Raw genomic sequence first — 13,590 nt, 5'->3', positions numbered from 1 at the left:
TGATGTCGAACGGTGTCGCAACGGGAAGGCGGGTGCCGGAGCGCCTAGGCTCCGGCCCATGCGGTGGGAGCGGCTCTTCGACGACCTCGAGGCACAGCTCAGCGCCGAGGAGCGTCGAGAGCGCGACTCCGAGGTCGCCGACCGCACCCGTCGCGAGCGCGCCTCGGTCGAGCTCGGCGCACGGTTCGCCGCCGTCGTCGGTGCGACCGTCCGGCTACGGCTCGTCACCGGCGCCCAGGTCGAGGGCGAGCTGCTCGACCTCGGCGCGGACTGGCTCCTGCTCCGTCTCGTGACCGGTCGGGAGGCCGTCGTGCCCGTGGGTGGCGTCGTCGGGGTGCTCGGGCTCGGGCCGCGCGCCTCGGACGCGAGGACGGCTCGCCGTTTCGCGCTGGGCTACGCCCTGCGTGGCCTATCGCGCGACCGCGCCCACGTCGCCCTCACCGACGCGAGCGGTCAGGTCGTCACGGGCACCATCGACGCCGTGGGTGCGGACTTCCTCGACCTGGCCGAGCACGCGCTGGGGGAGGACCGCCGCGCCGAGAATGTGCGCGGACGGCATACGGTGCCGTTCGGGGCTGTCGTCCTCGTCGAGGCGCGCTGACCGGCGGGCTCAGCCCTCGCCCTGGGCGCGGACGAAGTCGCGGGTCTGCGAGTACATCCGCTGGATGTAGTTCTCGAGCTCCGAGGTCTCCACCCGCCACTGGCCACGCCCGCCGACCTTGATCGCGGGGAGCTCACCGGAACGCACGAGGGCGTAGGCCTGCGCCGAGGAGATGTCGAGGATCTCGGACACCTCGGTGAGCGCGATGAACCGCTTGGCCACGGGCGTGCTCCTCGGGTGGTCGGCAGGGGGCGAGGTGGTCGGTCCAGTCTGCCACGCAGGATCCCGACCGCTGCGGCGCTCGTCCACACGACACCACGGCGTCGTCGGCGTGCCGATGAGTTGTCCACAGGCGCGGACGTCTTGTCGCGCGCCCGGTCGCTGCGTGGGACAGAATCTGTCGCGGGGGAGGTGCATGGCGATCCCTCATACCTGCCCGACCGCCGTGCTCGACGATCCGGAGACCTTGATGAGCGAGACCTCCACGCCCACCGCCCAGCGCCTGCGCAGGCCCTCATGGCGCGACAGCCGCCTCGTCATCGGCGTGCTGCTCGTGCTGGCCTCCACCGCGATCGGTGCCTACGTCATGAGCCGTGCCGACGACCGCGTGCCGATGTATGCCGCGAAGTCCGGTCTCATGGCCGGCCAGCCGCTCACTCCGGACGACGTCGTGCGGGTCGACGTCCAGCTCGGTGACGCCGGCACCGACTACGTGAGTGCGGCGGGTGGCCTGCCGGCCGAGCAGGTGGTCCTGCGGGAGGTGCGCGCTGGCGAGCTCATCCCCGCATCGGCCGTGGGTCCGCGGGACCGGGCGACGAGCCAGCCGCTCGCGCTCCAGGTCGACGCGACGTCAGCCTCGACGCTGCAGCCCGGCTCGGTCGTCGACGTCTACGTCAACCGACCCGCAGCCCCGGCCAAGGGCAGCGTCGGGGCCGAGACGTTCGAGGGTCCCGAGCTCACGCTCGAGGGCGTCACCGTCGTCGCTCTGTCCAAGGACGACGGGATGATGGGCGCCTCCGGAGACACGAGGCCCGTGCAGGTCATGGTCCCGAAGGAGACCGTCCAGTCGCTCGTCGGCGACGTCGACCTCGGCGCCAAGATCACGCTCGTGGCCGTTCCCGGCGCGATCGCGGCACCGACGTCATGACGGTCGGGGTCGTCACCGCGGTCTCGCACCACCACGAACAGGAGCTCGTGTCGGCGCTCGAGAGCGCGTCCGGGCTGGACGTCGTGCGCCGCTGCGCGGACGTTGCCGAGCTCCTGTCGACCGGCGCCTCCGGCGTGGCCGACCTCGCCGTCGTGTCCCCGGACTTCAGAGGGCTCGACCGCGACGCGCTGCGCCACCTCGCCGGCCACGGCGTGCGGGTGGCGGGGCTCGTCGTGTCCGGCGACGACGCGGGGGAGGCGCGGCTGCGTCAGCTCGGGGTGCGGGTCCTGCTGCGTCCGGGCACCGATCCCGACGAGGTGGCCCGGACGCTCGTCGACCTCGCCGAGGGTGGTGCCGTGTCGGGTGGTGCGGTGCCGGGCGGGGGCAGCCGTGGCGGCGGCGGTCAGCGCGCGGCTGGAGCCGGGACGGCACCACTGGGTGACGACGAGCTCGCCGCGTGGCTCGACGGCACTGTCGGTCCGGGCGGGTCGCTCTCCAGCGGCGATGGCACCGACCGGCTCCGGCGGAGCGGTGGGCGCACCGACGGCCACCACCCCGACGAGCCCGGTGACGCGGCGGCCGGTGCACCACGACGCGCCCGCATCACGGCCGTCTGGGGTCCGACGGGCGCTCCCGGCCGCACCACCCTCGCCCTGACGATGGCCGCCACCCTCGCCGCGCGCGGCGTGAGCACCCTGCTCGTCGACCTCGACACGTGGGGCGCGAGCGTCGCCCAGGCGCTCGCGCTCATCGACGAGGCGCCGGGAGTCGCCGCGGCCGCCCGTGCCTCGGAGCAGGGCGCCCTCGACCGGGCGTCGCTGTCGCGCGTGGCACCCGAGGTGACGCCGGGTCTGCGAGTGCTCACAGGCATACCGAAGCCCGAGCGGTGGCCCGAGCTGCGGGCGGCGGCGGTCGAGGACGTCCTCGAGAAGTCGCGCACCCTCGTCGAGCACGTCGTCGTGGACTGCGGGTTCGCCATCGAGGACGACGAGGAGCTGAGCTACGACACCGCCGCACCTCGGCGCAACGCGACGACCCTCACCGCGCTGGAGTGCGCCGACGACCTCGTCGTCGTGGGGTCCGCCGACCCGATCGGGCTCCAGCGGCTCGTGCGCGCGGTGCAGGACGTCGGCGTCGTGCCGTCGCCGCAGCCGGTCGTCGTCGTCAACAAGGTGCGCTCGTCGGCCACGGGGTCCGCGCCGGAACGGGCGATCACCGACGTGCTCGGCCGGTTCGCCGGGCTCGAGGACCCGCACTTCGTGCCGTGGGCGCCGGACGAGTGCGATGCCGCTCTGCTCGCCGGCCGCAGCCTCGTCGAGCAGTCCGGTTCCGGGATCGTCGCCGACGCGGTCGCCAGGGTGGTCGACGCCGTCTGCCCCGAGCACGCCGCACCCGACACCCGTGCCGGCCGCCGGGGCCGCGTGCGACTGGGCAGGCGCACCCGCCGCTCGGCCTGAGGGGGAGCAGCGACATCCCGGCCGCAGCGTCATGGCGGTGAGGTCATGACGACCCCCACACCCCTCGTGGCCTCACGACCCGGCTGCCCGCATCTGACACGATGGGCCCGTGGCCGACCGGATGAGCACCCTCGACAGCAGCTTCCTCGCGCTCGAGAACTCGTCGACGCCGATGCACGTGGGGTCGGTCATGGTCTTCGACGCCCCGGACGAGGGGTTCGACTACGACCGGCTCGTCGGCATCATCTCCCGCCGCATCGCCTACGTCCCGCGCTACCGGCAGCGGGTCCGGTTCGTCCCCGGCCGGCTGGCGAACCCGGTCTGGATCGACGACGAGCGGTTCGACGTCACCTACCACGTGCGGCGTTCGGCCCTGCCCCGACCCGGTGGCGACGAGCAGCTCGAGGAGCTCATCGCGCGCATCCAGCCCCGTCAGCTCGACCGGAGCCGCCCGCTCTGGGAGGTCTACCTCGTCGAGGGGCTGGCCGACGACCGGTTCGCCATCATCACCAAGACCCACCAGGCCCTCGTCGACGGAGTCAACGCCGTGGACATCGCCCACCTCATCCTCGAGGACTCCGAGACGCCGAGCACCGAGAGCGTCGACGACACGTGGCGCCCGAGCCGCGAGCCGTCGCACACCGAGCTCATCGTCAGCGCGCTTGCCGACACCGTCCGCGCTCCCGGCCAGCTCGTCGAGACCGTCCAGTCCGGCATCACCGACGTCAAGGAGACCGCCGGTCGCGTCCTCGGGGCCGCCGGCGAGGTCGTCTCGGCCGTCGCGCGTGCCTCGACGAGTCCGGCGCCCGAGTCGCCGCTCAACGCCCGCGTCGGACGCGCCCGCCGGTTCGTCATGGTGGGTACGGACCTCGACGACTACAAGAAGGTCCGGTCTCGCCTCACCAAGGGCGCCTTCGCCGACGACGTCTCGATCAACGACGTCATCCTCGCGACGGTGACCGGTGCGTTCCGCACGTGGCTCATGACCCGTGGCGAGAGCGTCCACGGCTCGACGACGATCCGGGCGATGGTGCCGGTGAGCACGCACGACGCCGAGAACGAGATGGCGCCCGGACGCCATCTCACCGCGTGCTTCGTCGACCTGCCCGTCGGCGAGCCCGGGGCGTCGATGCGGCTGCACCAGATCGCGTTCGCCATGCGCCAGCAGATGGAGGCCGGCCGGGCCGTCGACGCCGACACGCTCTCGGGACTGGGCGGCTTCGCGCCGCCGACGATGCACACGCTCGCCGCGCGGCTCGGAGGCGCGGTCTCGCGGCGGCTTTTCAACGTCGCCATCACCAACGTGCCGGGACCGCAGCACCCGCTCTACATCGCCGGTGCGCAGATGGCCTCGACCTACCCCGTCATGCCGCTCGGTCCGACGAAGGCGCTCTCGATCGGTCTCACGTCCTACGACGGCGGTGTCTACTACGGCCTCTATGCCGACCGCGACGCCCTGCCCGACACCGACGTCCTCGGCCAGTCGATCGTCGACGCCCTGCAGGAGCTCCTCGACGCTCCGCGCAGCCGAGCCCGCTGAAAGGACCCGCCATGCCCCTGGTTCGCGTCTACCTGCCTCTCGACGCCGGCGCGCTCGACACCCTGCGCCGCACCGGCGAGGTCGGGCCGGCGCCGGTCACCGCGCACACGGCGGTCGCCCCGAGCGCCCGCCCGGGCCTCGGCAGCGACGACGAGGAACGCGAGTATGCCGCGTGGTCGGCCGCCGCGGCCGACGCCGCCGCGCTCGTGACGCGGGGAGAGCGGAGGGTCGTCGCATCCGCGGACGTCGACGCCGCCGTCGTCAACGCGACGAGCGAGGACGGCACGGCCGTCGAGCTCGACAGCGTCGTCGCGCTGCCGCGGATCGCCTCGTTCCACATCGACGAGGAGCCCGGCGGGGAGGTCGCCGACCTCCTCTGGTACGACGTCACCGAGCTCGACGACGTCATCGCCCTCGTCCGCCCGGAGTAGCCCAGCCACACAGCGTCCGCAGCTGTGGGGGCCAGGGCGGCAGACCTGCGGACGCAAGCAGGCCGGCATACGCAACGTCCGCAGCTGTGGGGGCCAGGGCGGCAGAGCGGCGGACGCGAGCAGGCCGGCATACGCAACGTCCGCAGCTGTGGGGGCCAGGGCGGCGGAGCGGCGGACGCAGGCGAGCCCGGGGGCGGACACGGCTGGTCGCGCACCGTGGGACGATGGGCTGACCCCCTGCACCCCACGAATCGAGGAAGACCCCGATGGACGCTGTGACCCACGTCCCTGCCCCGGTCAACGAGCCGGTCCGCGACTACGCGCCCGGCAGCCCCGAGCGCGCCGCCCTCGAGGTGGCGCTCGCCGAGGTCGGCAGCACGAAGTGGGAGCTGCCGCACACGATCAACGGCGAGCGGGTCGTCGGTGACGGAACCGAGATCGACGTCCGCCAGCCGCACGACCACGCCTCGGTCCTCGGCACCATCCGTGACGCCACGAAGGACGACGCGCTCGCGGCCGTCGACGCGGCCAACGCCGCCGCGCCGGAGTGGCGCGACATGGCCTTCGACGACCGTGCGGCCATCCTGCTCAAGGCAGCGGACCTCCTCGCCGGCCCGTGGCGAGCCAAGGTCAACGCCGCCACGATGCTGGGACAGAGCAAGACGGCATACCAGGCCGAGATCGACAGCGCCTGCGAGCTCATCGACTTCTGGCGCTACAACGTCCACTTCGCGCGCCACATCCTCGAGGAGCAGCCGCCGGCCAACGCCCCCGGCATCTGGAACCGCACCGACTACCGCTCGCTCGAGGGCTTCGTCTACGCGGTCACGCCGTTCAACTTCACCGCGATCGCCGGCAACCTGCCGACCGCGCCGGCGCTCATGGGCAACACCGTCGTGTGGAAGCCGTCGCACACGCAGCAGCTCGCCGCCCAGTTCGTCCTCGAGATCCTCGAGGAGGCCGGCATGCCGCCGGGCGTCATCAACCTCGTCAGCGGTCACGGCACCGAGGTCTCCGACGTCGTCCTCAAGCACCCGGAGTTCGCGGGCCTGCACTTCACCGGGTCGACCCGGGTCTTCCAGAGCCTGTGGCAGGAGATCGGCTCCAACCTCACGACCTACCGCCACTACCCGCGCATCGTCGGCGAGACCGGTGGCAAGGACTTCGTCCTCGCCCACGCCAGCGCCGACCCCGACGTCGTGCGCACCGCCCTCATCCGCGGCGCCTTCGAGTACCAGGGGCAGAAGTGCTCCGCCGCGTCGCGCGCCTTCATCCCGCGCAGCCTGTGGAAGGTCATCGAGAAGGACCTCGTCGCCCTCACCAACGGCCTGACGATGGGCAACGTCACCGACCTCTCGAACTTCATGGGCGCCGTCATCGACGACCGGGCGTTCGCCAAGCACAAGGCCGCGATCGACCGGGCCCGGTCGACGAGCGGTATCGAGATCATCGCCGGAGGAACCTACGACGACTCCGAGGGCTGGTTCGTGCGCCCGACGATCATGGTCGGCGAGGACCCGCTGGACGAGATGTTCACGACCGAGTACTTCGGCCCGCTGCTCTCGGTCCACGTCTACCCGGACGACCAGTTCGACCAGATCATGGACGTCATCGACTCCGCCTCGGCCTACGCGCTCACCGGGTCGATCCTCGCCCAGGACCGCCGTGCCGTCGCCGCCGCCAGCCGTCGCCTGCGCTTCGCTGCTGGCAACTTCTACGTCAACGACAAGCCGACCGGCGCCGTCGTCGGCCAGCAGCCCTTCGGCGGTGGCCGAGCCTCCGGCACGAACGACAAGGCCGGCTCGGCGCAGAACCTGCTGCGCTGGACGAGCCCGCGCTCGATCAAGGAGACGTTCGTCCCTCCGAAGAACCACACCTACCCGCACATGGGCGTCTGACCCGCGACGCACCGAGCGCACCGGCGACCCGGCCGGACCGGACCTGCTCCGTCAGCCCACGCGGCGGCGGAGCAGGTCCGTCTCGGTCCGGGCGGCGTGCAGCAGCGGGTCGGCGGCGGCCTTCTCGAGCTTGCCGCCGATGAGCGGCACGCCTGCCTTGAGCTCGCCCGCGAGCTCGTGCACCGTGCCGGAGGCGCTGGGGGACAGGCGGACCGCCCCCTTGAGGGTCATCGGCGCGCCCTTGACGTGGAGGTTGAGGTCGCCGGTGCGCGTCCCGTCGGCCGCAGCCGGACCCCAGGTCTGCACCTCGACGACCGTGAGCGTCTCGCCGACGAACGACCTCGCGATGTCGGGGAGCCCGTCGGTCGGCAGGACGCGCTCGGTCGAGATCACCGTGCGGTCACCGGTGCTCGACACGCCAGCCTTCCACGTGCCGGTCGTCGTCGCGTCGCACTTGGCGTCCTGGAACTCCTGCTCGCACATCTGCGCGAACACGACGTCAGGCGCTGCGGGGTACTCGGCGCGGTGGGTGAACTTCACGTGCTCCTCCTTGGCGTGGTCCGGCCCTCCGATCCTCTCACCGCCGACGTCGGCTTCCGTGGGAGAGGTCCGTCAGGAGAGGCGCAGGGCGCGGGCGACTGACTCGAGCTCGGTCGTCGACGCCATGACCTCGGCCAGGAACCGGTCGCGCCGGCGGCGGTGCTGCGCGGCCACCGCCTCGATCTCGGCCTGCACCCTCGCGACCGCGTCGGTGCGCTCGCGGGTCGTCGCACTGTCTGCCTCGCCGGTGACGCCCCACGCCAGCCGAGCCCGGCCGTCCTCGACGACGATGCCCGCGGCCGCAGCCTCGTCGAGCGCGGCGCGGGCGCGCGCCTGCAGCGCGCTCAGCTCCACGGCATACGACTGGATCGCGGTGCCGACCGCCGCGGTGTGACGCCCACCCACGGCGAGCGCGTCGAGAGCACGACGTCCCTCCTTGCGCACGCGGACCGACGTCGAGGTGCCCCACCCGTCCTTGAGCGATGCGTATGCCGTCCCGCTCGCCTCGCAGGCGGCGGCCAGCTCGCGTGAGGCACGGGAGGCGGAGGCCCCGAGCGCCGAGAGCGAGGCCGGGTCGCCCGGAACGAGGGACCTCATTGCCGGTCCCCCCGGAGCGGCTCCGCCGCCGTGGAGGTGGAGTCGACGGCAGAGTCGTCGGGAGCGGCTTCGCCTCGCGTGCCGGCACGGGAGTGGGCCAGCGCGAGCGTCGTGCGGTGCTGCGCGGCCACCTCGTCGACCGCGCGGAGGAGGTCGACGACCTGGTCCACCCACCCGTCGACGGCCCGCTGCGGGTCGCTCTCACCCATGACCACGAGGCTCGCGAGGAGGTCGTCCTCCACCCGCATGAGGCTGTCCGACAGGCCTTCGAGGACGGTGCTCACCTCCGGGAGCGAGGGAGGTTCCGAGGGCCTGCGCACCTCGTCACTCTAGTGCTCACCTGCCCCACCTCCGACCCCTCATCCACAGGGTCCGGCAAGTGAGTAGTCTCGGTGCTGGACACAGTGCCGTGTCCCGCCGTGGCCATCGGCGAAGCCGCAACACAAAGGATCTGCAGCGCACCATGACTGAGTCATCGGTCCACCCCCGATCGACCACACTGGACGCCATCGTCTCGGCTTTCGCCGGTCTCGACCCACGGCCGGACGGCGAGGCCATCGTCGGCCGCTACTTCCGCCACGTGCCCGACGAGGAGCTGAGCGCACGACCCGCGCGCACCCTCGCCGGTGCGGTGAAGTCGCACCTCGACCTCGCCGAGAGCCGCACGCCCGGCACCGCCGCCGTGCGGGTCTTCAACCCGACCACCGACACCGACGGCTGGTCGAGCGCTCGCACCGTCATCCAGGTCGTCACCGACGACATGCCCTTCCTCGTCGACTCGGTCACCGGGGCGCTCGTGCAGCGCGACATCGACATCCACCTCGTCATCCACCCGCAGTTCCGGGTCCGCCGCGACGAGTCGGGCCACCTGCTCGAGACGTGCGACGCCGACGAGCCGGACTCCCGCGAAGGCCAGCCCGACGTCCACGAGGAGTCGTGGATCCTCCTCACCGTCGACCGCGAGAGCGAGCAGTCCGCGCGTGACGAGCTCACGGCCGTCCTCGAGAGCGTCCTGCTCGACGTGCGCGAGGCCGTCACCGACTGGCCCTCGATGCGCACCCGCTGCCTCGTCATCGCCGCCGAGCTCGAGGGCACGCCCCCGCGCGGTGTCGACCCCGCCGAGGTGAGCCAGGCCGCCGCCTTCCTGCGCTGGATGGCCGACAACCACTTCACCTTCCTCGGCTACCGGGAGTACGCCCTCGAGGACACCGCCGAGGGTGACGTCATCCGGCCGCTGGGCGGCACCGGACTGGGCGTGCTCAAGCAGGACCCGCCGGCGGACAAGAAGATCGTGCCGCTCTCGTCCGAGTCGAGCCGCAAGGCGCGAGAGCGTGGGGTCCTCGTCCTCACCAAGGCGAACTCCCGCTCGACGGTGCACCGCCCGACCTACCTCGACTACGTCGGCATCCGCACCTACGCCCCCGACGGCAGCACGGCGGGGGAGAAGCGCTTCCTCGGCCTCTACGCCTCGACGGCCTACACCGAGTCGGTGCTGCGGCTGCCGGTCGTCGCCGAGAAGGTCCAGACCGTTCTCGAGAAGTCCGGGCTCGCCCCCGACTCGCACACCGGCAAGGACCTCCTCGAGGTCCTCGAGACCTACCCGCGCGACGAGCTCATCCAGGCGACGCCCGAGGACCTCTACGAGACGGCGATGGCCGTGACGCAGCTCCAGGAGCGGCGCCGCACCAAGCTCTTCCTGCGCGAGGACGACTTCGGCCGGTTCGTCTCGTGCCAGGTCTACATCCCGCGCGACCGCTACAACACCGGCGTCCGCACGCGCATGGCCGCGATCCTCAAGGACACCTTCGGTGGCGAGAGCGTCGAGTTCACCGCACGGGTCAGCGAGCGGGCCCTCTCACGGCTGCAGTTCGTCGTCCGCGTGCCCGTCGGGCAGCGCGTCCGGCACCTCGACGAGGGCGAGCGCGAGCAGCTCGAGCGCCGCCTCATCGAGGTGAGCCGCACGTGGGCCGACCGCCTCGGCGACGGTCTGCGCGACCGTCTCGGCGAGGTCGAGGGCGACCGCCTTCTCGACCGCTTCGGGCGCGGCTTCCCCACGGCATACGAGGAGACCTTCTCGGTCGTCCAGGGCGTCGCCGACCTGCACCACCTCGACGGGCTGAGTGCCGAGCGCCGCACGAGCGTCGCGCTCTACCGTCCCGCGGACTCGCCGGAGAGCCTGCGCCGCTTCAAGCTCTTCCGCGTCGACCCGCTGTCGCTCACCGACATCCTCCCGATCTTCACCGACATGGGGGTCGAGGTCGTCGACGAGCAGCCCTACGAGGTGAGCCGGTCCGACGGCTCCCAGCTGCACGTCTACGACTTCGGGCTGCGGGTGCAGGACGAGAAGGTCTGGTCCGACATCGCTCACGAGGACCTGCGTGACCTCTTCGAGGGTGCCGTCCTCGCCGTGTGGGACGGACGGGCCGAGTCCGACGGCTTCAACCAGCTCGTCCTCGCCGCGCGTCTCACGTGGCGGCAGGTCGTCGTGCTGCGGACGGTGGCGAAGTACCTGCGGCAGACGCAGGCGACCTTCAGCCAGTCCTACTTCGAGGACGCGCTCGTCGGGAACCCGTCGATCGCGGCCGACCTCGTCGCCTTCTTCGAGGCCCGCTTCGACCCGGACGCGTTCGGCGACGACGAGAGCGAGCAGCGTCAGGAGCGGCAGGACGAGATCGCGGGGCGGATCACCGCGGCGCTCGACGACGTCAGCTCGCTCGACGAGGACCGGATCATCCGCTCCTTCCTCGCCGTGATGAGCGCGACCCTCCGCACGAACTTCTTCCAGCCGACCGCGGACGGCGGGCCGCGGGCCTACGTCTCGCTCAAGCTCGACCCGACGGCGATCCCCGACCTCCCGGCGCCGCGGCCGGCATACGAGATCTGGGTCTACAGCCCGCAGGTCGAGGGCGTGCACCTCCGCTTCGGGTCGGTCGCGCGCGGCGGTCTGCGCTGGAGCGACCGGCGCGAGGACTTCCGCACCGAGATCCTCGGTCTCGTCAAGGCGCAGATGGTCAAGAACGCCGTCATCGTGCCCACCGGTTCCAAGGGTGGCTTCTATGCCAAGAAGCTGCCGGACCCCGCGGTCTCGCGCGAGGCGTGGCTCGAGGAGGGGCAGTCGGCCTACCGGACCTTCATCTCCGGCCTGCTCGACATCACCGACAACCGGGTCGGCTCCGAGATCGTCCCGCCGGAGCGCGTCGTGCGCCACGACGGCGACGACCCCTACCTCGTCGTCGCGGCCGACAAGGGCACCGCGACCTTCTCCGACATCGCCAACGGCGTCGCCCAGTCCTACGGCTTCTGGCTCGACGACGCCTTCGCGTCCGGCGGCTCGGCCGGGTACGACCACAAGGCGATGGGCATCACGGCTCGTGGCGCGTGGGAGTCGGTCAAGCGGCACTTCCGCGAGATGGACGTCGACACCCAGACCGAGGACTTCACCGCGGTCGGCGTCGGCGACATGAGCGGCGACGTCTTCGGCAACGGCATGCTGCTCTCCGAGCACATCCGTCTCGTCGCGGCGTTCGACCACCGCCACGTCTTCATCGACCCCGAACCGGTTGCCGCGGAGTCCTTCCGGGAGCGCAAGCGCCTCTTCGAGCTGCCGCGCTCGTCGTGGGACGACTACGACCGCTCGCTCATCTCGGCCGGCGGCGGCGTCTTCTCGCGCTCGCTCAAGTCGGTCACCGTCACGCCCGAGATGCGTGCGGCCCTCGGCCTCGACGACGGCGTTACGACGATGACCCCGACGGAGCTCATCCACGCGATCCTTCTCGCACCGGTCGACCTGCTGTGGAACGGCGGCATCGGCACCTACGTCAAGGCGACGAGCGAGGACCACCTCTCGATCGGCGACCGCGCCAACGACGCGATCCGCGTCAACGGCAACGAGCTGCGGGTCAGGGTCGTCGGCGAGGGCGGCAACCTCGGGCTGTCGCAGCTCGGGCGCATCGAGGCCTCGCTGTCGGGCGTCCGGGTCAACACCGACGCCATCGACAACAGCGCCGGCGTCGACACCTCCGACCACGAGGTCAACATCAAGATCCTCCTCGGCGACGTCGTGCGCCGCGGCGACCTCACGATCGAGGAGCGCAACACCCTCCTCGCGTCGATGACCGACGACGTCGCCGAGCACGTGCTGCGTGACAACTACGAGCAGAACGTCCTGCTCGGGAACGCCCGCGCGCAGGACCTCTCGATGGTGCCGGTCCACCAGCGCCTCATGGGCTGGCTCGAGGGGCGCGGCGAGCTCGACCGGTCGCTCGAGTTCCTCCCGACCGACGCGGAGATGGCCAAGCGTGCGTCCGAGGGGCTCGGGCTCAAGTCGCCCGAGTTCTCCGTGCTCGTCGCCTACGCCAAGCTCGCGCTCAAGAAGGACATCCTCGCGAGCGACCTGCCCGACGACCCGTACTTCGCGGCGACCCTCGCCCACTACTTCCCCAAGGCACTGCGGGAGCCGTATGCCGCGGAGCTGGGTGAGCACCCGCTGCGCCGCGAGATCATCACGAACTCCGTCGTCAACTCGATGGTGAACCGGGGCGGCATCACCTTCGCCTTCCGGGCGCAGGAGGAGGTGACCTGCACCCCCGACCAGGTGGCCCGTGCCTTCATCGTGTGCCGTGAGGTCTTCGACCTGCGCGGCTACGTCAAGGCGGTCGAGGCGCTCGACAACGAGCTGCCGACGAAGGTGCAGACCGGGCTCTACCTCGAGTTCCGCCGCCTCCTCGACCGCGCGGTGCGCTGGCTGCTCGCGGCCCGGCCCAGTGGTCTCGACATCACGACCGAGGTCGAGCGCTTCGCCCCCGTCGTCGCCGACCTCGTGCCGCGCATCCCCGAGCTGCTCCAGGGCGGCGAGCGGGAGCGGGTGCTCGCGCAGACGGCGGCGTGGGAGGAGGCCGGCGTGCCGAGCGAGCTCGCCGCCCGTGCCGCCTCGCTGCTCGACAGCTACTCGCTGCTCGACGTCGTCGAGATCGCCTCGGACGTCGACCACACGGCCCACGAGGTGGCCGAGGTCTACTTCCGGCTGTCCGAGCGGTTCGGTATCGACGGGATGCTCAACCGGGTCGCCGGCCTGCCGCGCGACGACCGGTGGGACGCCCTCGCTCGCGGCGCCCTGCGCGACGACCTCTACTCGGTCCTCGAGTCCTTCACGCGCAACGCCTTCGAGTTCGCCAAGGACCTCGACGGCGACAGCGTCGTCACCGCGGACGAGCGGATCGAGGCGTGGAACGAGGCAGGCGACGGGGCGGTGGAGCGGGTCGGCAACCAGCTGGCCGGCATACGGTCGCTCGAGAAGCCCAACATCGCGGCACTCTCGGTGGCCCTGCGGACGCTCCGGTCCGTGGTCCGGCAGGGGGGCTGACGAGGTCACGCCCTAGG

General features: G+C 71.8%; 11 protein-coding genes. 7 read left to right on the top strand and 4 right to left on the bottom strand.

What is annotated here, in order from left to right; all coding sequences use genetic code 11:
* The first annotated feature begins 58 nt into the window (after positions 1-58).
* Positions 59-601 carry a hypothetical protein gene (locus ACOJV7_RS15060; protein ID WP_420191035.1) on the top strand — a complete coding sequence of 181 codons (543 nt, stop codon included), beginning with the start codon at positions 59-61 and terminating at the stop codon, positions 599-601.
* 9 nt (positions 602-610) lie between these two features.
* Here ACOJV7_RS15060 and ACOJV7_RS15055 read toward each other — a convergent pair whose 3' ends face one another.
* The gene (locus tag ACOJV7_RS15055; protein ID WP_420191034.1) at positions 611-823 is read right to left on the bottom strand and encodes a helix-turn-helix domain-containing protein; all 213 of its coding nucleotides are present in this window, start codon (positions 821-823) and stop codon (positions 611-613) included.
* A gap of 247 nt (positions 824-1,070) precedes the next feature.
* Here ACOJV7_RS15055 and ACOJV7_RS15050 point away from each other — a divergent pair, with 247 nt between their 5' ends.
* From ACOJV7_RS15050 to pruA, 5 genes are all read left to right on the top strand, one after another.
* Positions 1,071-1,748, top strand: coding sequence for a CpaB family protein (locus tag ACOJV7_RS15050; RefSeq protein ID WP_420191033.1), 678 nt, complete (start codon positions 1,071-1,073; stop codon positions 1,746-1,748).
* Positions 1,745-3,205 carry a CpaE/TadZ family protein gene (locus ACOJV7_RS15045; RefSeq protein WP_420191032.1) on the top strand — a complete coding sequence of 487 codons (1,461 nt, stop codon included), beginning with the start codon at positions 1,745-1,747 and terminating at the stop codon, positions 3,203-3,205. Before ACOJV7_RS15050 ends, ACOJV7_RS15045 begins: the two co-directional genes overlap by 4 nt.
* A gap of 109 nt (positions 3,206-3,314) precedes the next feature.
* Positions 3,315-4,745: a WS/DGAT/MGAT family O-acyltransferase gene (locus tag ACOJV7_RS15040; protein WP_420191031.1), complete on the top strand. Its 1,431-nt coding sequence runs from the start codon at positions 3,315-3,317 to the stop codon at positions 4,743-4,745.
* Positions 4,746-4,756: 11 nt separating this feature from the next.
* Positions 4,757-5,176, top strand: a complete 420-nt coding sequence (locus ACOJV7_RS15035; RefSeq protein WP_420191030.1) for a DUF6912 family protein — start codon at positions 4,757-4,759, stop codon at positions 5,174-5,176.
* A gap of 266 nt (positions 5,177-5,442) precedes the next feature.
* Positions 5,443-7,074, top strand: coding sequence for an L-glutamate gamma-semialdehyde dehydrogenase (gene pruA / locus ACOJV7_RS15030; RefSeq protein ID WP_420191029.1), 1,632 nt, complete (start codon positions 5,443-5,445; stop codon positions 7,072-7,074).
* 51 nt (positions 7,075-7,125) lie between these two features.
* Here the strand turns inward: pruA and ACOJV7_RS15025 are convergent, their stop codons facing one another.
* From ACOJV7_RS15025 to ACOJV7_RS15015, 3 genes are all read right to left on the bottom strand, one after another.
* On the bottom strand, positions 7,126-7,614 hold the full coding sequence (locus tag ACOJV7_RS15025) for a DUF2505 domain-containing protein (protein ID WP_420191028.1): 489 nt from the start codon (positions 7,612-7,614) through the stop codon (positions 7,126-7,128).
* Between the two features lie 72 nt (positions 7,615-7,686).
* Positions 7,687-8,211 carry a hypothetical protein gene (locus ACOJV7_RS15020; RefSeq protein ID WP_420191027.1) on the bottom strand — a complete coding sequence of 175 codons (525 nt, stop codon included), beginning with the start codon at positions 8,209-8,211 and terminating at the stop codon, positions 7,687-7,689.
* Complete coding sequence (locus ACOJV7_RS15015) at positions 8,208-8,495, bottom strand: hypothetical protein (protein ID WP_420191026.1); 288 nt, start codon at positions 8,493-8,495, stop codon at positions 8,208-8,210. Before ACOJV7_RS15015 ends, ACOJV7_RS15020 begins: the two co-directional genes overlap by 4 nt.
* A 179-nt stretch (positions 8,496-8,674) precedes the next feature.
* Between ACOJV7_RS15015 and ACOJV7_RS15010 the strand changes: the two genes are divergently transcribed.
* On the top strand, positions 8,675-13,573 hold the full coding sequence (locus ACOJV7_RS15010) for an NAD-glutamate dehydrogenase (RefSeq protein WP_420191025.1): 4,899 nt from the start codon (positions 8,675-8,677) through the stop codon (positions 13,571-13,573).
* Positions 13,574-13,590: the final 17 nt, after the last annotated feature.

This window comes from Knoellia tibetensis, assembly GCF_048606415.1.
Taxonomy (GTDB): domain Bacteria; phylum Actinomycetota; class Actinomycetes; order Actinomycetales; family Dermatophilaceae; genus Knoellia; species Knoellia tibetensis.
This window is presented reverse-complemented; position numbering and strand designations above follow the sequence as displayed.

What these genes read in the sequence shown, in the direction of transcription:
- ACOJV7_RS15060 (WP_420191035.1), top strand. Translation starts at nt 59, where the DNA reads ATGCGGTGGGAGCGGCTCTTCGACGACCTCGAGGCACAGCTCAGCGCC.
- ACOJV7_RS15045 (WP_420191032.1), top strand. Translation starts at nt 1,745, where the DNA reads ATGACGGTCGGGGTCGTCACCGCGGTCTCGCACCACCACGAACAGGAG.
- ACOJV7_RS15010 (WP_420191025.1), top strand. Translation starts at nt 8,675, where the DNA reads ATGACTGAGTCATCGGTCCACCCCCGATCGACCACACTGGACGCCATC.
- pruA (WP_420191029.1), top strand. Translation starts at nt 5,443, where the DNA reads ATGGACGCTGTGACCCACGTCCCTGCCCCGGTCAACGAGCCGGTCCGC.
- ACOJV7_RS15050 (WP_420191033.1), top strand. Translation starts at nt 1,071, where the DNA reads ATGAGCGAGACCTCCACGCCCACCGCCCAGCGCCTGCGCAGGCCCTCA.
- ACOJV7_RS15020 (WP_420191027.1), bottom strand. Translation starts at nt 8,211, where the DNA reads ATGAGGTCCCTCGTTCCGGGCGACCCGGCCTCGCTCTCGGCGCTCGGG.
- ACOJV7_RS15035 (WP_420191030.1), top strand. Translation starts at nt 4,757, where the DNA reads ATGCCCCTGGTTCGCGTCTACCTGCCTCTCGACGCCGGCGCGCTCGAC.